23 protein-coding genes, 1 pseudogene and 1 riboswitch are annotated in these 20,459 nt (G+C 61.4%); of the genes and pseudogenes, 17 read left to right on the forward strand and 7 right to left on the reverse strand.

Annotated elements, in window-relative coordinates; translation table 11 throughout:
- Positions 1 to 227 precede the first annotated feature (227 nt).
- On the forward strand, positions 228 to 623 hold the full coding sequence (locus MRBLRC7O_RS02570) for a hypothetical protein (protein WP_003509338.1): 396 nt from the start codon (positions 228 to 230) through the stop codon (positions 621 to 623).
- A 7-nt stretch (positions 624 to 630) separates the two neighbouring features.
- Here MRBLRC7O_RS02570 and MRBLRC7O_RS02575 read toward each other — a convergent pair whose 3' ends face one another.
- Positions 631 to 1,062 carry a winged helix-turn-helix transcriptional regulator gene (locus MRBLRC7O_RS02575; RefSeq protein ID WP_020813083.1) on the reverse strand — a complete coding sequence of 144 codons (432 nt, stop codon included), beginning with the start codon at positions 1,060 to 1,062 and terminating at the stop codon, positions 631 to 633.
- A gap of 103 nt (positions 1,063 to 1,165) precedes the next feature.
- Here MRBLRC7O_RS02575 and MRBLRC7O_RS02580 point away from each other — a divergent pair, with 103 nt between their 5' ends.
- From MRBLRC7O_RS02580 to MRBLRC7O_RS02590, 3 genes are all read left to right on the forward strand, one after another.
- Positions 1,166 to 1,924, forward strand: coding sequence for an SDR family oxidoreductase (locus MRBLRC7O_RS02580; RefSeq protein ID WP_065694901.1), 759 nt, complete (start codon positions 1,166 to 1,168; stop codon positions 1,922 to 1,924).
- Between the two features lie 70 nt (positions 1,925 to 1,994).
- Positions 1,995 to 2,801 (forward strand): helix-turn-helix transcriptional regulator, encoded by an 807-nt coding sequence (locus tag MRBLRC7O_RS02585; RefSeq protein WP_060723920.1) that lies wholly within the window; start codon positions 1,995 to 1,997, stop codon positions 2,799 to 2,801.
- Between the two features lie 188 nt (positions 2,802 to 2,989).
- Positions 2,990 to 3,601, forward strand: a complete 612-nt coding sequence (locus MRBLRC7O_RS02590) for a LysE family translocator (RefSeq protein ID WP_080865982.1) — start codon at positions 2,990 to 2,992, stop codon at positions 3,599 to 3,601.
- A 25-nt stretch (positions 3,602 to 3,626) separates the two neighbouring features.
- Here MRBLRC7O_RS02590 and MRBLRC7O_RS02595 read toward each other — a convergent pair whose 3' ends face one another.
- Together MRBLRC7O_RS02595 and MRBLRC7O_RS02600 are read right to left on the reverse strand one after the other, a co-directional pair.
- Positions 3,627 to 4,454: an aldo/keto reductase gene (locus MRBLRC7O_RS02595; protein ID WP_003509331.1), complete on the reverse strand. Its 828-nt coding sequence runs from the start codon at positions 4,452 to 4,454 to the stop codon at positions 3,627 to 3,629.
- 111 nt (positions 4,455 to 4,565) lie between these two features.
- Positions 4,566 to 5,492, reverse strand: a complete 927-nt coding sequence (locus MRBLRC7O_RS02600) for a bestrophin family protein (protein ID WP_080865983.1) — start codon at positions 5,490 to 5,492, stop codon at positions 4,566 to 4,568.
- 187 nt (positions 5,493 to 5,679) lie between these two features.
- Here MRBLRC7O_RS02600 and MRBLRC7O_RS02605 point away from each other — a divergent pair, with 187 nt between their 5' ends.
- Both MRBLRC7O_RS02605 and MRBLRC7O_RS02610 read left to right on the forward strand, forming a co-directional pair.
- Entirely contained in the window at positions 5,680 to 6,387 is a 708-nt protein-coding gene (locus MRBLRC7O_RS02605) for a helix-turn-helix transcriptional regulator (RefSeq protein WP_003509329.1), read from the forward strand.
- A gap of 48 nt (positions 6,388 to 6,435) precedes the next feature.
- Positions 6,436 to 6,804, forward strand: a complete 369-nt coding sequence (locus tag MRBLRC7O_RS02610; protein ID WP_080865984.1) for a VOC family protein — start codon at positions 6,436 to 6,438, stop codon at positions 6,802 to 6,804.
- Between the two features lie 234 nt (positions 6,805 to 7,038).
- Here MRBLRC7O_RS02610 and tam read toward each other — a convergent pair whose 3' ends face one another.
- Positions 7,039 to 7,809, reverse strand: coding sequence for a trans-aconitate 2-methyltransferase (tam, locus tag MRBLRC7O_RS02615; RefSeq protein ID WP_080865985.1), 771 nt, complete (start codon positions 7,807 to 7,809; stop codon positions 7,039 to 7,041).
- A 337-nt stretch (positions 7,810 to 8,146) separates the two neighbouring features.
- On the opposite strand from tam, the gene MRBLRC7O_RS02620 reads away from it, so the two are divergent.
- On the forward strand, positions 8,147 to 9,028 hold the full coding sequence (locus tag MRBLRC7O_RS02620) for a branched-chain amino acid aminotransferase (RefSeq protein ID WP_003509326.1): 882 nt from the start codon (positions 8,147 to 8,149) through the stop codon (positions 9,026 to 9,028).
- A 170-nt stretch (positions 9,029 to 9,198) separates the two neighbouring features.
- Positions 9,199 to 11,559, forward strand: coding sequence for a methyl-accepting chemotaxis protein (locus MRBLRC7O_RS02625; protein WP_060723924.1), 2,361 nt, complete (start codon positions 9,199 to 9,201; stop codon positions 11,557 to 11,559).
- Between the two features lie 201 nt (positions 11,560 to 11,760).
- On the opposite strand, the gene MRBLRC7O_RS02630 is transcribed toward MRBLRC7O_RS02625, so the two are convergent.
- Complete coding sequence (locus MRBLRC7O_RS02630; RefSeq protein ID WP_080865986.1) at positions 11,761 to 12,648, reverse strand: LysR family transcriptional regulator; 888 nt, start codon at positions 12,646 to 12,648, stop codon at positions 11,761 to 11,763.
- Positions 12,649 to 12,744: 96 nt separating this feature from the next.
- Here MRBLRC7O_RS02630 and MRBLRC7O_RS02635 point away from each other — a divergent pair, with 96 nt between their 5' ends.
- Complete coding sequence (locus MRBLRC7O_RS02635) at positions 12,745 to 13,287, forward strand: GNAT family N-acetyltransferase (protein WP_080866547.1); 543 nt, start codon at positions 12,745 to 12,747, stop codon at positions 13,285 to 13,287.
- A gap of 53 nt (positions 13,288 to 13,340) precedes the next feature.
- On the opposite strand, the gene MRBLRC7O_RS02640 is transcribed toward MRBLRC7O_RS02635, so the two are convergent.
- Positions 13,341 to 13,697, reverse strand: coding sequence for a hypothetical protein (locus MRBLRC7O_RS02640; protein WP_003509321.1), 357 nt, complete (start codon positions 13,695 to 13,697; stop codon positions 13,341 to 13,343).
- A gap of 220 nt (positions 13,698 to 13,917) precedes the next feature.
- On the opposite strand from MRBLRC7O_RS02640, the gene MRBLRC7O_RS02645 reads away from it, so the two are divergent.
- Together MRBLRC7O_RS02645 and MRBLRC7O_RS02650 are read left to right on the forward strand one after the other, a co-directional pair.
- Complete coding sequence (locus MRBLRC7O_RS02645) at positions 13,918 to 14,520, forward strand: superoxide dismutase (RefSeq protein WP_003509319.1); 603 nt, start codon at positions 13,918 to 13,920, stop codon at positions 14,518 to 14,520.
- Between the two features lie 111 nt (positions 14,521 to 14,631).
- Entirely contained in the window at positions 14,632 to 15,501 is an 870-nt protein-coding gene (locus tag MRBLRC7O_RS02650; RefSeq protein WP_080865987.1) for a metallophosphoesterase, read from the forward strand.
- 146 nt (positions 15,502 to 15,647) lie between these two features.
- Here MRBLRC7O_RS02650 and MRBLRC7O_RS02655 read toward each other — a convergent pair whose 3' ends face one another.
- Entirely contained in the window at positions 15,648 to 16,367 is a 720-nt protein-coding gene (locus MRBLRC7O_RS02655) for a helix-turn-helix transcriptional regulator (RefSeq protein WP_060723928.1), read from the reverse strand.
- 133 nt (positions 16,368 to 16,500) lie between these two features.
- Here MRBLRC7O_RS02655 and MRBLRC7O_RS02660 point away from each other — a divergent pair, with 133 nt between their 5' ends.
- The 6 genes and pseudogenes from MRBLRC7O_RS02660 (at position 16,501) to MRBLRC7O_RS02685 (ending at position 20,364) form a co-directional block, all read left to right on the forward strand.
- The gene (locus MRBLRC7O_RS02660; protein WP_003522261.1) at positions 16,501 to 17,130 is read left to right on the forward strand and encodes a LysE family translocator; all 630 of its coding nucleotides are present in this window, start codon (positions 16,501 to 16,503) and stop codon (positions 17,128 to 17,130) included.
- Positions 17,131 to 17,249: 119 nt separating this feature from the next.
- The gene (locus tag MRBLRC7O_RS02665; protein ID WP_003509310.1) at positions 17,250 to 17,684 is read left to right on the forward strand and encodes a c-type cytochrome; all 435 of its coding nucleotides are present in this window, start codon (positions 17,250 to 17,252) and stop codon (positions 17,682 to 17,684) included.
- Between the two features lie 90 nt (positions 17,685 to 17,774).
- A complete protein-coding gene (locus tag MRBLRC7O_RS02670; RefSeq protein WP_080865988.1) occupies positions 17,775 to 18,695 on the forward strand; it encodes a c-type cytochrome in 921 nt (306 codons plus the stop codon).
- A gap of 47 nt (positions 18,696 to 18,742) precedes the next feature.
- Positions 18,743 to 18,976, forward strand: a riboswitch (cobalamin riboswitch).
- A gap of 162 nt (positions 18,977 to 19,138) precedes the next feature.
- Positions 19,139 to 19,321 carry a CbtB domain-containing protein gene (locus tag MRBLRC7O_RS02675; RefSeq protein ID WP_003509308.1) on the forward strand — a complete coding sequence of 61 codons (183 nt, stop codon included), beginning with the start codon at positions 19,139 to 19,141 and terminating at the stop codon, positions 19,319 to 19,321.
- 11 nt (positions 19,322 to 19,332) lie between these two features.
- Positions 19,333 to 20,046: a CbtA family protein gene (locus tag MRBLRC7O_RS02680; protein WP_080865989.1), complete on the forward strand. Its 714-nt coding sequence runs from the start codon at positions 19,333 to 19,335 to the stop codon at positions 20,044 to 20,046.
- A 4-nt stretch (positions 20,047 to 20,050) separates the two neighbouring features.
- Positions 20,051 to 20,364 (forward strand): annotated as a pseudogene (locus MRBLRC7O_RS02685) (hypothetical protein).
- Positions 20,365 to 20,459: the final 95 nt, after the last annotated feature.

Raw genomic sequence — 20,459 nt, forward strand, 5'->3', positions numbered from 1 at the left:
CATGCGGTGACCGTTCCTCGCGAAAGCGGCCTTTTCATAGTTTGGTTGTGATGATCTTATAAGGACAGTTTCAAGGCGCAACAACTGCTTGATGCCGATGAGGAAAAACCGCTTGATGAAAGTTGCCGCACCTGTTCGTGGCCGCTTGAATGCAGCATGAGATTGTTTTACGTTGACGTTAACGTCAGTTATTCGATGTTGGCGTCGTTTTTCAACAGGAGGCAAGAATGAACGAAGTCGTGGATCAGATCGCCGTAAAGGCGGGGATCGACCCTGAACTGGCTGAAAAGGCCGTTGGCATGATTCTTGGTTTTCTCCAGCGCGAGGCCGCAGACGGCCCGATCGCGCGGATGATCGAAGCCATTCCCGGCGCCAGCGATCTGGTGGCGCAGTATAATGGCGAGGGTGCCGGCGGCGGCGGCGGTCTGCTCGGCGGCCTGATGAGCGCCATCGGCGGCGGCGGCATCATGGGTCTCGGCCAGCAGCTGATGAGCCAGGGCCTCGGCATGAGCGAGATTTCCACGCTCGCCAAGGAAACCATCTCCGTTGCCCGCCAGCATGCGGGCGATGAGGTTGTCGATCAGGTGATCGCCTCGGTTCCGGGTCTCAGCCAGTTCGCCTGAGGCGAAGCTACTCCATCGCGGGGCGCGGCGGCTGTTCATTGAACAGGCGGCGCGCCTCTTCTATTTCGGCATGGTGCGTTTCCGCCCATATCCAAACGCCGCAAAAGGCGCTGCCCAGCGTGCGGCCGAGGTTCGTCAGAGCGTAATCCACATGCGGCGGAATGACGGGGTGCACGGTGCGGCGCACCAGCCCGTCGCTTTCCATCTGCCGCAGTGTTTTCGTCAACATCTTCTGGCTGATATTGCCCACCAGCCTGCCGATCTGCGTGAAGCGCAGCGTGCCGTGCTCTTCCAGCACTTCCAGAATGAGCATCGTCCATTTGTCAGCCACTTTCGCAATGATGTCCTGAACCAGCGCCTCTATCGCCGGATCGGTATCCGTGGGCGGCGGAATCTTGCGCCGGTTCTCGATGGCCGGGTCGGCCGCGTGCCGTTTCATCTAACACTCTCCATTGGGTAAGTATAAATCTTTTGGGTGCCTACTTTCGATTGGAGAGTATCATAGCTAACTTCCTTTCAGCCAACAAGCAAAGGATGTTCCAATGAAAATCACGGGCAATACCATTCTCATCACCGGCGGTGGTTCGGGCATCGGCCGGGCGCTGGCGGAAGCGTTTCATCAGGCAGGCAACAGGGTCATCATTTCCGGCCGCCGCCAGGCTGTGCTCGACGAGGTGACGGCCGCCAACCCGGGCATGGCCTCGATGGTGATGGATGCGGCGGACGCCGTGGGCATTCGCGCATTTGCCGACGCGCTGGTGAAGGCCCATCCGACCCTCAACGCCGTCATCAACAATGCCGGCATCATGCGGCCGGAAGACATTGCCGCCGCACCGGATTATCTCGATACGGCCGAAGAAACCATCGCCACCAATCTCCTCGCGCCCATCCGCCTGACGGCTGCGCTTCTGCCGCATTTCCTAAAGCAGCCCGCCGCCACGGTGCTGACTGTCTCGTCGGGCCTCGCCTTCGTGCCCATGGTGCTGACCCCCACCTACAGCGCCACCAAATCCGCCATCCATGCCTATTCGGTTGCGCTGCGTGAGCAGCTGAAGGAGACGCCGGTGGAAGTCATCGAAATCGTACCGCCCTATGTGCAGACGACGCTGATGGGCGAGGGGCAGGCGAGCGACGAAAGGGCGATGCCGCTCGACGCCTTCATTTCCGAGGTGATGGATATTCTTGAAAATCGTCCGGATGAGAATGAAGTGGTGGTGGAACGCTGCAAGCCGCTGCGTTTTGCCGCGCAGAACGGCAATTTCGATCAGGTCTTTGCCATGATCAACCATATGCATCCGTAAGCGGCAACGTCTGTCGCATGGGGGCATCCTGTGATAGCGTCGCGCTCTTTTCTGCGGAGCGCGCGCTTTCATGGGCCAAGGCCAGTTCCTGATGCCGAAAACCAGCATGCCCGGCGTCGTCGCCGTGGTGGCGGACAGCGATCGTTCTTTCCCGCGCCACATGCATGATCAGTTTGGCATCGGCCTCATCGAACGCGGCGCGCAGAAATCGCTTTCCGGTCGTGGCATGGTGGAGGCCGGCGCCGGCCATGTCATCACCGTCAATCCGGGCGAGGTGCATGACGGCATTCCGCTCGGGGCGGGCGGCCGCGCCTGGCGGATGCTTTATCTCGACATCGATATCGTCCGCGACGCCATTGCCGATGTCTGCGAGAAGGATCGAGGTTCTTTCGAATTTGCCTATCCCGTCGATGCAAGGCCGCTAGCAGCCCGGTTCTGCGCTGTCTTTTCTGCGATGACCGCAAGGCAGCGGCCGGGCGAAACCCTGCATGGCGACGAGGCCCTGCTGATGCTTCTGGCGGGTGCGATGGAGGTGGCTGCCAAACCGCGCGAAACTACCGCACTCGACAGCATAAGACGGGCGAAAAGCAGCATCGACGATGATCCCGCCCGGCCGTTCCGCCTCGCCGATCTGGCGAGCGAGGCCGGCATGAGCCAGTTCCGCTTCCTGCGTGCTTTCGCCAAGGCGACGGGGCTGACGCCGCACAGCTATCTTCTCCAGCGGCGCATGCATCTGGCCCGGCATGCGCTGGCCAGCGGTACGCGGCCTGCCGAGGCGGCCTTTGCCGCCGGTTTTACCGACCAGAGCCATCTGAACCGGTTTTTCGTGCGGCAATTCGGCGTGACGCCGGCGGTTTATCGGGCGGCGTTTTCGTAGATGCTTTCTCCACCCTCATTCCTGTGACAAGCACAGGAATGAGGGAGAGTGGGTTGGCCCAGCCCCTCAGCCCGCTGTTACCGCGCGAGCCTCCGAGCCTCCGAGCATCAGCTCTGCAATTTCGTCCAAGACACCCACCCCACGCGCCATCATGCTCCTGTCCTCCACCCACAGGACATACCCGCACCATGACACCCGAATTCCTCATCACATCCTTCATCGTCGCCGCTTCTCCGGGAACCGGCGTGGTCTACACGCTGGCCGCCGGTCTCTCGCAGGGGGCGAGGGCGAGCGTGATTGCGGCCTTCGGCTGCACGCTCGGCATCGTGCCGCATCTGCTCGCCGCCATCACCGGCCTTGCCGCCATTCTGCACACCAGCGCGCTGGCCTTCGGCATCGTCAAATATCTGGGGGTCGCCTACCTCATCTACATGGCGTGGAATACGCTGCGGGAAGACGGTGCGCTGAAGATCGATGATACCGGGGAGCCGCAGAAGGCCGCCCGCGTCATCGGCGAGGCGATCCTCATCAATCTCCTGAACCCGAAACTGTCGATCTTCTTTTTCGCCTTCCTGCCGCAGTTCATCGCGCCGGATGAGGCTTTGCCGACATGGCGCATGATCGATCTCGGGCTGATCTTCATGGCCATGACGTTTCTGGTCTTTGCGCTTTACGGCTGTTTTGCCGCCTCAGTCCGGCGGCAGGTGATGTCACGCCCGGCGGTTCTCGCCTGGCTGCGGCGCAGCTTCGCCGCCGCCTTTGTGGCGCTGGGTGCGAAGCTGGCCCTGACCGAGCGATGAAACCGAACCGGACTGCCCCGCCGGCTTAGTCGTCCCAATCGGGTGCGAGGTGGCCGGGGCTGACGATGCGGCCGTTCGGTTTGGCCAGCGCGTGGATGGCCTGCATTTCCTCTTCCGTCAGCGCGAAATCGAAAATGTCGAAATTCTCCTTGAGGCGGCTTTCAGTCGCCGTCTTGGAAAGCGCCACGATATCCGGCTGCTGCACGGCCCAGCGCAGGGTCACCTGCGCGGCGGTCTTGCCATGCTTTGCGCCGATGTCCTGCAGCACGGGATCGTTCGGCACCCTGCCATCGGCCATCAGATAATAGGCCGTCACCGACATCCCGTGTTTGCGCGCGGCCGAAATCACCTTCGTCTGGTCGAGATAGGGGTGATATTCGATCTGGTTGGTGGCAAGCGGCGTGTCGGAAAGTTTCACTGCTTCTTCGGTCAGCGCCACGTTGAAGTTGGAAATGCCGATATTGCGCACCTTTCCGGCCTTGCGCACCGCGTTCAGCGCGCCCATGCGCTCGGCAAGCGGCACATCGCTCTTCGGCCAGTGCAGCAGCAGGAGATCAACATAGTCAGTCTTCAGTTTTGCAAGGCTTTCATCGACGGAGGCGAGAAAATCGTCGTGACGAAAGCGATCCACCCAGACCTTGGTGGTGAGAAATATATCGTGGCGGGAAATGCCTGACTGAGCGAGGACCTCGCCGACGGCACCCTCGTTCTTGTAGATCTGCGCGGTATCGACATGGCGGAAACCGAGTTTCAGCGCCTCCGGCAGAATGCGCCTGACATCGTCTTCCGGAATGCGGAAGGTGCCGAAACCGAGGGCGGGAATATTCGCGCCATTGGCGTTGACGTGATACATGGATGTCTCTCCTGTTTGCTGAAAACATGGTCGGCGGCAGATGCCGGGCGGGGAAGCCGTCTTTCATTAACTGGTGTCCGCGCGATCGGTTTCAACCCGGCGGCGACGATATCACATCAGCACATAATCCACCGGGCGCGGGTCGGCCGGCAGATCGGTCTCGCCCATCGCCTCGCGCAGATTGATCTCGATGGTGGTGGCAAGCGCATTGATCGGCAGGGCATTGAGGCCGGTGCCGAATGGGTCTTCCAGCTCGTCGGACAACGCGTCGAGACCGAAAAACGTATAGGCGATCAGCGTGCTGGTAAAAGGCGTGGCCCAGCCGAGCAGATCCGTGAAACCGAACGGCAGCAACAGGCAGAAGAGATGCGCGGTGCGGTGAAGCAGCAGCGAATAACCGAAGGGAACCGGCGTCTGGCGGATGCGCTCGCACGAAGCCTGCGAGGCCCCCATCTGCTGCACGGTGGCGTCCAGCATCTGCAGCTGGATATCGCTGATCTGCCCCTTGCCATGAGCGGAGACGACAGCGCCGGATATTTCGCGCAGCAGCATGTCCGGTTTGTTGCGGCTGCGGGCATAGATCTCCGAAAGGTCATCCGGAATGAGGTTGGCGGCAGTGGCGGTCGCATCCCCGGGGCGCAGGTGCGAGACCAGCGCGTGGCAGAAGGCGATTACAAGATCGGTGATCCGCCTGCGGGTTACGGGATCGGCTACATCCTGCCGGCTTTCCAGCATGGCGGTCTGGCGCGAAAGCGTGCGGGCGACGGTGATCAGCGCGCCCCATTGCTTGCGGGCTTCCCACCAGCGGTCGTAACAGGCATTGGCGCGAAAGCCGAGGAACACCGAAAGCGCGATGCCGAGCAGCGAAAAGGGCGCGCCGTTCAACGCCTGTACCAGATCCGGCCGGTCCTTGTGCGCCCAGACAACCAGCGTCGACAGCAGGAACACCGCAAGCACCTGCGGAAAGATGCGGACGATGATGGAACCGCGCACGATGAGGAAAAGCTGCAGCAGGTTCGGTTTTGGACGAACGATCATGGCGGAAACTCGAAATGCCTGTGGCGGGTGAGGGGGCGTGAATATCCCTGACCATATCTACATGATGGCGGCGCGGCCTTGTCCACCCTTTTTTGCGTGGTTGCACCAGGCGGCTGGCGGCGTTACGCGTCTATCGCCGGGATCGTCAACGGTACGATCCAACTATGCGGGTGGAAGGAAATGTCGCGTGTCGCGCTCACAACGGCTTCTTGATCTGTTGCAGATCCTGCGCTCCCACCGCATGCCGGTCAGCGGTACGGCTCTTGCCGCGCAGACCGGCGTCAGCCTGCGCACGCTTTACCGCGATATTGCAACGCTTCAGGCGCAGGGTGCTGACATCGAGGGCGAAGCGGGGGTGGGTTATGTGCTGCGACCCGGTTTCCTGTTGCCGCCGCTGATGTTTTCGCAGCAGGAGATCGAGGCGCTGGTGCTCGGCTCCCGCTGGGTGGCGGGCCGCGCCGATGCGGGTTTGGCCGAGGCCGCCCGCGCCGCACTCGTCAAGATCGGTGCCGTGCTTCCCGATGCCCTGCGCGAGGAACTCGATAATTCCACCCTGCTTGTCGGGCCGGGGCAGGGCCTCGCCGCCATCCATGTCGATCTGGCGGCCATTCGCGATACGATCCGCAAGGAAAGCAAGGTCGTCATCACCTATCGCGATGAAAAGGGAGACGTGACGGAGCGGGTGATCTGGCCCTTCGCACTCGCTTTTTTCGATCTGGTGCGGGTGGTGCTGGGCTGGTGCGAGACACGGCAGGACTACCGCAGTTTCCGGGCCGACCGCATCGAAGATTTCCGTCCCCTCGACAGCCGTTATCCGCGCCGCCGCCAGGCCCTGTTGAAAGAATGGCGCGAAAGGGAAAAACAGCGGCGGCGGCATCATGCTGACAAAAACTGACAACAGCGGGGTCTAGAGACTGTTCATTCGCAACACAGGAGAACAGCCATGATCCACCCCGATTTCACCATTCTCTACGTCGACAACCCGCCGGCCAGCACCGAATTTTACAAGGCTCTGCTGGGTGCGGAGCCGGTGGAATCCTCACCGACATTTCCCCTCTTTGTCCTTGCCAACGGCATGAAGCTCGGCCTGTGGTCGCAGCATACCGTGGAGCCGAAGGCATCGGTCGCGGGCGGCGGCGGCGAGCTCGCCTTCCGTGTCGAAAACGACGCAGAGGTGGATGAGACTTTCGCCAGCTGGAAGGCAAGAGGCTTCGCCATGCTGCAGCAGCCCGCCAAAATGGAGTTCGGCTACACCTTTACCGCTGCCGACCCCGACAACCACCGTCTCCGGGTCTATGCCTTTGCAGGTTAAACATTGGCGTTTAGCCCGCTTGGCAAGATAAGCCAGCGGCCGTCCACGCTTTCTGCATTCCGCGCTCTCCTCATCCCTGTGCTTGTCACAGGGATCCAGCCGACGCGCGTCTGCGCGGCGGAAAGGGTCCAGTCAGCCCAAGGACTTGGGCTGACTGGATTCCTGTGACAAACACAGGAATGAGGGCGGTGGGGATGCGTCCACGTGCGACAATCTCACGTCGCATTTTATGCCTTATTTCTTCACCGCCACCACGAAGAGGCGTGGAAAACGCAGCAGCAACCGGCCGTCCGCCATCGGCGGATAGGCCTCCTTGATGCGCCGCGTGTAGTCGGCGAGGAAGGCTTCGCGGTTTTCCTCGCCGGCGGCGGCGAGATAGGGGCGCAGGCCCGTGCCCTTGACCCATTCGACGATGCTTTCCGCATCCTTCATCGGATGATTATAGACGGTGTGCCACACATCCACCCGCGCGGATTTCGGCGTCAGCGCATCGAAATAGTCCGAAGGGGCAGGCAGGGGTTTGCGGCGCAGCCTGCCATCTGCAAAGCTGTCCTTCCAGGCACCGTTCGCGCCGGTCTCCTCCATGGCGCGATGCGTCGGCTCCTGCAGATTGTCAGGCATCTGCACGGCCAGAACGCCGCCGCTTTCCAGCTGGTCCATCAGTTGCGAAAGAACGACGAGATGATCCGGCACCCACTGAAAAACGGCATTGGCGTAAAGCAGGTCTGCCTTCTGCGCCGGCTTCCATTTTGCAAGGTCGGCCTTGCCGAAGCGGGTGGTCGGCAGCCGGTCCGCCGCCTTTTCCAGCATGTCGTCGTCACTGTCGATGCCGGTAATGACGTTGACGCCGTAACGGTCAGTCAGAAGCTCGGTGGAATTGCCGGGGCCACAGCCAAGGTCATAGCCATTCAGCACCCGCTCCAGCGGCACATGGGCCAGGAGATCCCGGGCGGGGCGTGTCCGTTCGTCTTCGAATTTCAGATATTGGTGGGCGGACCATGCCATGGTTTTCCTCCTGCGGACTGCCGTCAGATCGTCAGCATCGCATGGGTGAAATCGCCCCGCCATCATCGGATCGATGAATTATTGTGATGAATCTATTCATCAACCTTTTGTTTCACCTCATAAAACATCTTTGTCGGGCCGTCGCTTTGTTATTTTCCATCAAAATCAGAAATCGCGGCAATTAAAACTTGACCTCGTCAGGGGAGAGGCATTCACTCCGGCCGATTTCCAGCACATCCCAGGTTGAGCGCGCGTAGCGTTCCTCATCCGGAAATGCATCAGAACAAAAAGACGGAGCGTTTTCGTTTAACGGAAACGCTTGAGACAGGAGACCATCATGAGCGTCGATACCGCACCCCGATCAACCACCTGGACCTATGTTGACGGTCAATGGCTGCCCGGCAATCCGCCGCTCATCGGCCCGACCTCGCACGCCATGTGGCTGGCGTCGACGGTGTTTGACGGCGCGCGCTGGTTTGATGGCGTCGCTCCCGATCTCGATCTGCACTGCCAGCGCGTCAACCGCTCTGCCGCCAATATGGGCATGAAGCCGACGATGACGGCGGAGGAGATCGAGGCGCTGGCGCTGGAAGGCGTCAACAGGTTCGACGGCAAGATGGCGATCTATATCAAACCGATGTACTGGGCCGAACACGGCATGCCCGGCAGCGTTGTCGCGCCGGATGCCAGTTCCACCCGTTTTGCGCTGTGCCTTTTCGAAGCGCCGATGGATGCCGGCAAGCCGCTGACGCTCACCGTCTCGCCGCTGCGCCGTCCTTCGCCGGAAACCGCGATGACCGACGCCAAGGCCGGCAGCCTTTACCCCAATAGCGGCCGCGCCATTCTGGAAGCCCGCTCGCGCGGCTTCGACAATGCCCTGATGCGCGACATGAACGGCAATGTCGCCGAATCCGCTTCGGCCAACATCTTCATGGTCAAGGACGGCGTCGTCTTCACCCCTGTTCCGAACCGCACCTTCCTGGCCGGCATCACCCGTTCGCGGGTGATCGGCCTTCTGCGGCAGGCCGGTTTCGATGTCCGTGAGGCGACCCTGTCGGTCGAGGATTTCCGCGAGGCCGATGAAATCTTCTGCTCGGGCAATTATTCCAAGGTTTCGCCTGTCGTGAAGCTGGATGACCGCGAGTTGCAGGCAGGCCCGGTCGCCCGCAAGGCGCTCGATCTTTACATGGACTGGGCGCGTCTCGGCGCAGACGTCTGAGATCGGCAATCATCTCGTAAAGAGGCCACGGCGGGCATTCGGCCTGCCGTGGCCATTGCTTTTCTGCGGTGCAATATTTTCCCCAAAAAGACGGGGGGAATTTAATCCAATTTTAGACAAACGACCTGTAGTTTCCGGCATCTTCACCTCCGGCTAACGAGGGCCGCCAGATGTCTTTCAGCATTCGTAATATACTTGTGGGATTTTTCCTTACCATCAGCCTTGCGCTGGCCGGTTTGGTCGGCAACGAATTGTGGCGCTCGGTCAATCGCGCAGGCACCTTTTCCGAGGTCGCGCAACTCGCCTCGCTCGACAAGCTTCTTTTCAATGCGCTTTTGAATTTCCGCAGTGAACGTGGCGACAGCGCCACGGCGTTGACGCTCGATCCGTCAAAGTCGGCCGGCAGCATCGCCAGCGTGCAGGCGGCACGCCAGAAGGTGGATGCCGCCATGACGGCATTCCTCACACAGTCTTCATCGCTCGAAAACACGCAGCTGCAAGCGCCGCTCAAGCGTGTGAAAGATGTTTACGCGCAGTTCGTCGAGCTCAGAAAAAAGGTTGACGCCAATGTTTCGCAGCCGCTCGACCGGCGCGAAAGCGGGCTCGACAAGACGGTCATGACGCTCGGCGGCGATTTCCTCGCCTCGCTTGAAGCCGGTTCGACGGCACTTGAAGGCACTGTCCGCTCCCTCGATCAGGGTCAGACCGGTTTGATCCAGCTGCGCTCCTATGGCTGGTCCGCCCGCGCACTTGGCGGCAGCGCCACCGTCATTCTCAACGGCGCCGTCGCCCAGAACCGGCCGCTCACCGCGCAGGAAATGCAGCAGCTCGGCGCAGCCGATGCCGGTGCGGCTTTCGCGTGGAAAGCGACCGGCGATCTGGTCGCGCATGAATCGACGCCGCAGTCGCTCAAGGACATCTACGCCACCGCGGACAAGACCTATTTCAAGGGTGATTTCAGCACCCAGCGCACCAAGCTCATCGACGACCTGAACAACGGCCGCACGCCTGCCTTCACCATGGATAGCTGGCGCACCACCGTCACCGAAAATCTCGGCACGATTGCGAAAATCGCGTCCGCCGCCATGGATGTTCTGGATGCCAATGCCGAAAAGGCAAAACAGGGTGCCTTTATCGATGCGATGATCTATCTCGCCGTCTTCGTCGTCACGCTGGCGCTCTGCATTCTCTCGCTTGCTGTCATCGTCGGCCGCGTCACCCGGCCGATCAGCCGCCTGACCAACGCGATGATGGAGCTTTCGGGTGGTAATCTTGCAATCGATGTCGCCGGCGCAAAGCGCTCCGACGAGATCGGCGAGATGGCCCGCGCCGTGGAAATCTTCCGCGAGGCGGCAATCCGCAACAAGCAGCTGGAGGCGGAAGCCGTCGCCAACCGCGAGCGGGCCGAGCGGGACCGTATCGAGCTGCAGCAGCGTGCCGAGGCCGAGGCCGAAGAACGGCTCAATCAGGCCACGGGTTCGCTGGCGGGCGGTCTTCGCCGCCTTGCCTCCGGCGACATGGTCTGCGAGATCGCCACGCCGTTCGCCCCGCAATTCGAGGCGCTGCGGCACGATTTCAACAGCTCCGTGCATCAGCTGCGCGAAGCGCTGACGAGCGTCGGCCAGTCCGTACAGACAGTGAATGGCGGCGCTCACGAGGTGTCGTCGGCATCCGACGATCTTTCCCGCCGCACCGAGCAGCAGGCCGCTTCTCTGGAAGAGACCGCCGCTGCGCTGGAAGAGATCACCGCCAACGTTTCCGCCACCTCCAAGCGAGCAGGCGAGGCGCGCGACACGGTGCGTGAAGCACGGTCAAAGGCCGATCTTTCCGGCAAGGTGGTGCGCGATGCCGTCTCCGCCATGGAGCGCATCGAACATTCCTCGCGCCAGATCGGCCAGATCATCGGCGTCATCGACGAAATCGCCTTCCAGACCAACCTTCTGGCGCTGAATGCGGGCGTCGAGGCGGCACGGGCGGGTGATGCGGGCAAGGGTTTTGCCGTCGTCGCACAGGAAGTGCGCGAACTGGCGCAGCGCTCCGCCAATGCCGCCAAGGAAATCAAGCAGCTCATCAACACATCTGCCGTTGCGGTGGGTGAGGGCGTGAAGCTGGTCGCCGACACCGGCGTCGGGCTTTCCGAAATCGAGCAGCTGGTGCTTTCCGTCAACACCCATATGGATGCCATCGCCACTGCGGCGCAGGAACAGTCGGCTGGCCTTTCCGAGGTCAACACCGCCGTCAACCACATGGATCAGGCCACGCAGCAGAACGCCGCCATGGTCGAGGAAATGAACGCGGCCGGTGCGGGTCTCGCGCAGGAATGCGCCAACCTCCACGCCCTGCTTGCGCAATTCCAGCTCGGCCAGCAGACCTCCGCATTGCGGGAGACGGCAAGGCACATGCAGCGGGCCGCAAGCCCCGCCCGCGCGCCTGCCGCACCCGTCGCGGCACCTTCCAGGGCCCGCCCGGTCGCTGCCTCACGCGGCAATGCGGCGCTGGCCGTGAAGGGCGACGACTGGACGGAGTTCTGAAGACAATCCAGGTTGGATATGGTGAGGAGCCAGCATCCGCACTCCGTCACCCCGGACTAGATCCGGGGTCCAGGGCGATCAAGTCCTTGATCGCGAGAGACTCTACTCACGGCGCAGACGCGCCGTGGCTGGATGCCGGATCAAGTCCGGCATGACGGAAGAAAAGTGTCATAAAGCCCGCGCCCGAAACCGGCGCGGGCTTTATCGTTTCTGCAAGCTCGGCAGCGCAGCGGCAAGCGCCCGCAGCGGCGCGGTCATATGTTTGTCTCGCCGCATCGCCAGCGCGATCCGGCGCTCCAGCGGCGGCTCCAGCGAGCGCCATTCAAGCCCCGACGTTGCGCTTTCATGCTCCATCGCCATGCGCGGCACGATGGCGAGGCCAAGGCCCGCACCCGCGAGCTTCTTGATGGCCTCGACGCTGCCCAGTTCCATGGCGGGCTGCACGGTGCGGCCGCTCGCCGAAAACCATTGATCCACCAGCCTGCGCGTATTGCCGCCCTCGTAAAGCAGCAGCGGCCGCGTCGAAAGCGTTTCGGCGTTCAGTACCGTTCTGTCGGTGACGGCGCCATGCGGGAAAACTGCAACCAGTTCATCGAGATGGATATCGCTGATATCGAGGCTGCGGCCACTGGCGGGCAGGGCCACCACCGCCGCATCGATCGTGTTGGCCTCCAGAAGCCGCAAAATATCGTGCGTATTGCCGGTCTGCACGACGATTTCGATACCCGGCATGGCTTGGCGGATTTTGGCCAGCACCGGCGGCAGCAGATAGATGCAGGCGGTTGCGCCCGTGCCGATGCGCAGGCGTCCCGTCACCCCGCTGCGATGAGGTGCTACGGTATCGATCGCATGCGCCACTTCTTCCGCGATCCGTCTTGCATGGATGAGAAAATCCCGGCCCGCCGCCGTCGGCTGCGCGCGCCTGCCGACCCTTTCGATCAACCTAACGCCGAGTTGTTTTTCGAGAAGCCGGATATGCAGGCTGATGGCCGGCTGGGTCAGCCCCGCCTTGTCGGCGGCGGCGGAAAAGCTGCCGAGATCGGCGACATCCATGAAGCTGCGCACCTGCCGCAGATCGAGGTCCATCATCAAAGAAAACCTTATTGTTTGTATAAGACAGATAATCTTTATTTTGGCTGCGCCGCAATGCACAATGATGGCGTGAATGATCCGCAGGACAAGAGAATGACCCTTTCCACCGTTTCCAGCCTTTTGATCCGCCCCTGTGAAGAGGCCGATATTCCAGCCATTACCGAAATCTACCGGGATGCCGTGCTCCATGGCCGCGCCAGCTTCGAGATCGATCCGCCGAGCGCGGAGACGATGCTTGAGCGCCGTCGCCTCATGGTGGAGGGTAATTATCCCTATCTCGTCGCCGAATGCGATGGAAAGATAGCCGGATATGCCTATGCCGGTGCTTATCGTCCGCGCCCGGCCTATGGCGCGGCGGTGGAGAATTCCGTTTATATCGATCCGGCCATGAAGGGCATGGGCATCGGCCGCAAGCTGCTCGATGCACTGATCGAGGAGGCGACCGCACGCGGCTTCCGGCAGATGATCGCCGTTATCGGCGACAGCGCCAACGCCGCGTCGATCGGCGTACACCGCGCCGCCGGTTTCGAGCATGTCGGCACCTTCAAATCCATCGGCTGGAAACATGGCCAATGGCTGGATACGGTGCTGATGCAGCGCGCGCTGGGCGAGGGTGACACCACGCCACGTTTCTGAGGCGTCAGAGCGGGACGGCGAAAAGTGCGAGCGGTCCCGCTCTCAATATAGAATCAGGGCTTGGTGGAGCCGGGAATTTCCACCTTCAGCGTATCCCCGGCAAGCTCGCTGCCCAGTTCCACCGCCTTGGTCTTCTTGTCGTAGACGCAGATATGGCTGACCGTCGCATCCGCGCCCTTGGCCTTGCCGGTCAGGATGGCGAGGCCGTAATTTTCGCTGCCGACGGGATCGACCACAGCCTTGGCGTCCTCGATCATGTCCTTGGCTCCGGCAAGGCAGGCCGTCTGCACATCCGCCACGAATTCTTTCCAGGCATCGTCCGAGGATGCGGCGGCGGGGAGTGCCAGCGATGACAGGGCGGTGAAGAGGAGGATGGAGCGGATCAAGGAGCGGGAGTTGGGGCGGGTCATGGAATTTCCTTCCTGCAATCTCGGCAAAACCGAACCGATAGGGTGGAAAACGGTACGCCAGGGTTGTGAAACAAATGTGGTGGTGGCCGGCGCGAGACGAATTTTCTCTTTTGGCGGAACATTTTGATATTTCACAGGTTGCCCAAACAGAGCTTCGCTCCTATGGTCCGCTCACACGGTTTCTAGGAGCGGTAACCCGCTGCAAAAAGGAGTAAAAACCATGGCCTTTGAACTTCCTGAACTCCCCTACGACTACGACGCGCTTGCACCCTACATGTCGCGCGAGACGCTCGAGTTCCATCACGACAAGCACCACAAGGCATATGTCGACAACGGCAACAAGCTGGCGGCGGAAGCAGGTCTTTCTGACCTGTCGCTCGAAGAAGTCGTGAAGAAGTCCTTTGGCACCAATGCCGGTCTCTTCAACAATGCTGCCCAGCATTACAACCACGTCCATTTCTGGAAGTGGCTGAAGAAGGACGGCGGCGGCAACAAGCTGCCGGGCAAGCTCGAACAGGCATTTGCCTCCGATCTCGGCGGTTACGACAAGTTCAAGGCTGATTTCATCGCTGCCGGCACCACGCAGTTCGGCTCCGGCTGGGCATGGGTTTCCGTCAAGAACGGCAAGCTCGAAATCTCCAAGACCCCGAACGGCGAAAACCCGCTGGTTCATGGCGCAGAACCGATCCTCGGCGTCGACGTATGGGAACACTCCTACTACATCGATTACCGCAACCTGCGTCCGAAGTACCTCGAAGCCTTCGTTGATAATCTCATCAACTGGGACTACGTCCTGGAGCGTTACGAAGCCGCCGCCAAGTAAGGCTTGCGGAACGGAATTTTCGAACACCCGGCCCTCGCGCCGGGTGTTCTGCTTTTGGGATGTCGTTCTCTGTCACAAGCCTGTCATCCGCCGGGTTTATCGCGGCGCATCATGACTGAAAAAACCACGCCTCTCTTCTCCTTCGGCATTGTCGCCGATCCCCAATACGCCGATGCCGATCCGCGCCCCGAGATGGGCCGATATTACGCTGAAAGCCCGAAAAAGCTCGCAGACGCGATCGACGCCTTCAACCGCGAAGATCTGGCCTTCGTGGTGACGCTGGGCGATATCATCGACCGCGGCTTTGAAAATTTCGATGCGATCCTTGCCGTTTACGACAAGCTTCGCCACCGGTCAGTCCTGCTGCCAGGCAATCACGATTTCGCCGTCGCCGCTGAGCATTTGCCCGATATCCATAACCGCCTCGGCATGTCCGCCCCCTGGCATGATTTTTCCATCGGCGACGTTCGCTTCGTCGTGCTTGACGGCAACGAGGTCAGCCTTTTCGCCCCGCCGCCCGGCGATCCGCGTCGCGCGCTTGCTGCAGAGCGGCTGAAGCGTCTGGCGGATGCGGGCGCAATCAATGCGCAGGACTGGAACGCCTCGTTCAGCGATGAACAGTTCGAATGGCTGCAGACGGTTCTGCAAAAGGCGGATGCGGCAGGCGAAAAAGTGATCGTTCTCTGCCACTACCCTGTCTATCCGGAAAACGCCCACAACATGTGGGACGCGCCGCGCATCCTCGAGCTTCTCGGCGCGCATCCTTCGGTCGTCGCGTGGTTCAACGGCCATAATCACGAGGGCAATTACGGCGTGCTGGGCCATACCCACTTCGTGAATTTCAAGGGCATGGTGGATACGCCCGACCAGAACACGTTTGCCATCGCCGATGTCTTTGCCGACCGAATCGCCATTCGCGGTTTCGGGCGCGAGGAGGACCGGGTGCTGGGGTATTTGCTGCAAAACGCTGCCGTGCTTTGAGGCCAGACTCCCCTCCGCCGCTCAAACGCGTGTCGACTGGATTCCTGTGACGAGCACAGGAATGAGGGTGGAGAGGGGTGCTCCGGCTCCGACAGAGAACAAAGGCTGCGAGCTGCACTATCTCGTGCTCGTCGCACAACGCCAGCTTAATCTGTCGCGCGTTCCGGAGTTCTGTTTCCCGGCTGGTTGCTCTGCCAGCCGCTCATCCACAATTGCCGCAGCTTCTCGCCTTCGAGCTTGAAGAAGCTGCCCGTGGTGTCGCAGCTCAGCACCCGGTCCGAGCGGAAATTGCGGATCGCCTGCCGTAGTTCGCACCAGGCGACGATATTCACCGTTTCGGAATAATAGATCACCGCAATCGGCCCAATCCGTCGTTGCGTTTCCGCGCCGGCTTCATCGCGATAGGTGATCTCCAGTTTCTCCTCGTCGCGCACCGCGCGCCTGACCGTGGCAAGATCGACGCCTGCTGGCGCCGGCGCGATGCTGCCCCAGGCGTGCAGGGCATTAGCGGAGAGGGTTTTCGACAGGGGGTCGGGCAGGGAGGCGGCGATCTTGTCGCTGACCTGCCTGGCCGCCTGCCGCAATTCGGCATCGCCGGTGCGGGCGACCATGGCGAGCGCCAGCACGATCGCCTCCGTCTCTTCTATGGAAAACATCAGCGGCGGCAGGTTGAAGCCGGGACGCAGGATATAACCGACGCCGCGTTCCCCTTCGATCGGCACGCGCATGGTCTGAAGCGCTGCTATGTCGCGATAGACCGAGCGCACCGTCACCTCCAGCGCCTCGGCAATCGTCTGCGCGGTGACCGGCCTGCGCGCCACCCGCAGGATCTGGATGATCTCGAACAGTCTCGACGCCTTGCGCATTGCCGTTTTTCCCGGTTGCTTCGCCACGCAACTGACACAACGCTGTCAGTTGGTCTTTCCTATAAATGGAGAAACACATTGAGAAACATGGGCTTTCCCGAATGTGTCATGAACCGTTTTGGGAGATACTGACATGAGTTACGCCGAAAATCTCTGGCTTTTCTTTCTGGTCCTGTTCGGCATCATCATTCTGCCGGGCATGGACATGCTGTTTGTGCTGGCAAGCGCGCTGACGGGCGGCAAAAGAACCGGCCTTTCCGCCGCAAGCGGCATGAGCGCCGGCGGCATCGTGCATTCGCTTTACGGCGCGTTGGGCGTCGGCATGCTCGCCGCCTGGATGCCGTCGCTGTTCCTGCCGCTTCTGGTCTTTGGCGCCGCCTATATGATCTGGATCGGCATCGGCCTGATGCGCAGCGCGATTGTCGTGAACGGCGACGAGGCCCAGGCGAGCGCTTCGGTCAGAAAAGCCTTCTGGCGGGCGGTGCTGACCTGCCTTTCCAATCCGAAGGCCTATCTGTTCATGATGGCGATCTATCCGCAATTTCTCAAACCCGCCTATGGCCCGATCTGGATGCAGGGGCTGGTGATGGGCGCGATGGTGGCGGTGACGCAGTTCACCGTCTACGGCGCGCTGGCGCTGACGGCGGATAAAAGCCGGGCATGGCTTGTTTCCTCGCCCGCCGCCACGATCTTCATCGGTCGCGCCGCCGGTTTCATGCTGATTGCCGCAGCGCTTCTCACGCTCTGGGAGGCCTTGTCTTAGGCTTCTGTTTTCACGATGGAATTCACCGCAATGTGACTTCTTTTCGCCATCCGGAAAGGGCATCCTCGCGCCGTTCCATCTAGCGCCCGGTGTCCCAGCCGGAATCAAGGAGAGTGTGCATGAAACTGAAAACCATCACGGCGGCCATGCTTTTCGGCTGTCTTTGCGCCGGAGCGGTCTACGCTGCCGGCGAAGTCGAAAAACGTGAAGGCATGATGAAGCAGATCGGCGGCGCCATGGGTTCACTCGCCGCCATCTCCAAGGGCGAGAAGCCCTTTGATGCTGATACCGTCAAGGCCGCCGTGACGACCATCGGCACCAATGCCAAGGCCTTCCCGGAGCAGTTCCCCGCCGGCACCGAGACCGGCAGCGCGGCTGCTCCCGCCATCTGGGAAAATTTCGAGGACTTCAAGGCCAAGGCCGCCAAGCTTGGCACGGATGCGGACATCGTTCTCGCCAATCTCCCCGGCGATCAGGCGGGCGTTGCCACCGCCATGAAGACGCTCGGGGCCGATTGCGGCACCTGCCACCAGACCTACCGTCTGAAGAAATAATCGAATGATTCTGGAAACGCCGCTTCCCGGCGGCGTTTTCTCACGCTCGAAAGGCATCTGACCGGGTCAGGTGAGAATGGGGAGAGGGGTATGTCCTCCATCTGGACGAAACTCGCTGGCGGGGCCGTGGTCGCGGCGATTGCCGGCTACGGCATATTCGCCTGGGTCACCGCGCCGGAACGTCAGGCGCCAAGCCATTGGGTCAGCCTTGGCGAACCGGATCTGGCCAATGGCGAAACGCTGTTCTGGGCGGGCGGCTGTGCAAGCTGTCATGCCGCACCCGATGCGAAGGGTGAGGCGCTGTTGACGCTTGCGGGCGGGCAGGCGCTGAAAAGCCCCTTCGGCACCTTTCATGTGCCCAATATTTCTTCCGATCCGCAGCATGGTATCGGCGGCTGGACGCTGGCGGAATTCGGCGATGCGATGACGCGTGGTGTGGGCAGGAACGGTGAGCACCTTTACCCGTCCTTTCCCTATGCCTCCTATGCCCGCATGACGCAGAAGGACATCAACGATCTCTTCGGTTATCTGAAAGCCCTGCCGGCCAGCCAGAACGATGCGCCGGATCACAAACTGCCGTTCCCGTTCAACCTGCGCATGGCGCTGGGCGGCTGGAAGTTCCTTTATTTCGACCCCTCCGCACCGCCGCGCGTCGAGCTTGCCAATGCCAATGCCGAATTGCTGCGCGGTCAATATCTGGTGGAAGGGCCGGGCCATTGCGGCGAGTGCCATACGCCGCGCAATGCGCTCGGCGGTTTCCTTGCCGATAAGTGGCTGGCTGGCGGCCCCAATCCGGAAGGCGAAGGCCGCATTCCTGACATTACCCCCGGCTCGCAAAGCATCGGAAGCTGGGCCAAGGTCGATATTGCGAGCTATCTGGAAACCGGCTTCACCCCGGAATTCGACAGCGTCGGCGGTTCCATGGTCAAGGTGCAGCAGAACATGGCGCATCTGACGGCGGATGACCGCGATGCGATCGCCGCCTATCTGAAGGCCATTCCGGCGCGGTAGGGTGCCCTGGGCGCATGCGCGCCCATTGACTCCCGCCGCCACCCATCGGATAACAATCCTGTGATGGTTCCTTCCGGGCGTTCCGGAAGGTGAAAAGGGAACACGATAGGGAGAAATCCTCATTCGTGGCTGCCCCCGCAACTGTGAGCGGAGAGCCTGAAACGAAGTGCCACTGGCAAGCCATTTTCCGGGAACCGAGGTTTCCAGGGAGGGCGATGCCGGGAAGGTGTTTCAGGTTTTGACCCGTAAGCCAGGAGACCTGCCATCACGGAAATGTCCATGCCGGCGGGGTGTCCGGAAGAGCGGAATTTCAGGGTGGCGAGATCAATGCCTCCCTGTGTCAGTCTCGTATCCCCGTGGTGAAGTGTATCGCATGCGGTCTTGCGGCTCCCGCCGTTCGGCCGTGTCTAAAGGCGCGGGGTCGCGCCGGGAGAGGGGTCACCATGTCCATCCAGCAGAATACGGCCAATTCAGCCGTTTCCGCAAAAACGGGCAGCTTCGCGCAATCGCTGACGGCGATCGTGCTTGGCCTGTTTGTTGTCGGTTTTGTCGGCTTTTCCCATGTGGAAGCCGTTCACAATGCCGCGCATGACACGCGTCATGCCAATGCCTTCCCCTGCCATTGAGGGGAAACGGCATGTCATCTTTTCGCAATATCGTCTTTACCGCGGTTCTCGTCGGCATTCTCGGCGGCTTTGCCGTGTCTGCCATGCAGGCTTTCGGCACCACGCCGCTCATCCTTCAGGCGGAAACCTATGAGAGCGCCGGTGGCGAGGCGCCTCACAGCCATGATGCGACGGCGCCCGGTGCTGCGGTTCCCGCCCATGAGCACAATGACGAGGCCTGGGTTCCGGCCGATGGCTTCGAGCGCACCGCCTATACTGTCGCCGCCAATGTCCTGACCGCCATCGGTTATGCGCTTGTCCTGACCGGCCTTATTTCGCTGCGCGGCACGAATGGCGGCTGGCGCGAAGGCCTTCTCTGGGGCGTTGCCGGTTTTGCCGCCGTCATGCTGGCCCCGATGATCGGCCTGCCGCCGGAACTGCCGGGCAGCCCGGCCGCCGCACTTGAGGCGCGGCAGATCTGGTGGCTCTCGACGGTTGCCGCAACCGCGGGCGGCATTGCGCTGATCGCATTCCGCCGCGAACCCTGGGCCATCGTTCTGGCGCTGGTGTTGATCGTCGCGCCGCATGTGGTGGGCGCACCCCTGCCGCCGGAAGGTGAACATGCGCTGGCGCCGCTGCCGCTGGAGCGTCAGTTCATCGTCGCCGCCACCATCACGAGCTTCGTTTTCTGGGCTTTGCTCGGAACATTGAGCGCGTTTTTCCTGAAGCGCTTCCAGCAGGCGTAAATCCATGCAGGACGCAGCGGAATGGAGTGAGGAACTCGATGCGCTGCGTTTTGCCGTTCCCGGTCACGGCGCTTTCTGCGCCGTGCACCGCCTTGCCTTCAAGGCGGTGCTGGGGCCGAGCCCTACAGAAGAGGGGGCTCTTGCCTTTTCCACGACCATGAGGTCGCCTTTGTGGCGGCGGCACTTGCCAAGATAAAACATGCAAATTCACCTGCCGGCCGTAGCCTGCATTTGAACAGCCGCGATATTCGCCGGGCGATTGCCGGGGAGGGCGGCGATCACGCAGCACGTGTTTGCCGGGTGCTGGATCAGCGATAATCATCGCTGTTCTCACCTCCGTCATCCCGGCCTCGAGCCGGGATCCAGCCAGCCCAAGTCCTTGGGCTGAGAGGAGTCTTTCCGCCGCGCAGACG

The sequence above is a fragment of the Agrobacterium radiobacter genome, from assembly GCF_040801995.1.
In the GTDB taxonomy this organism is placed as follows: Bacteria; Pseudomonadota; Alphaproteobacteria; order Rhizobiales; family Rhizobiaceae; genus Agrobacterium; species Agrobacterium radiobacter.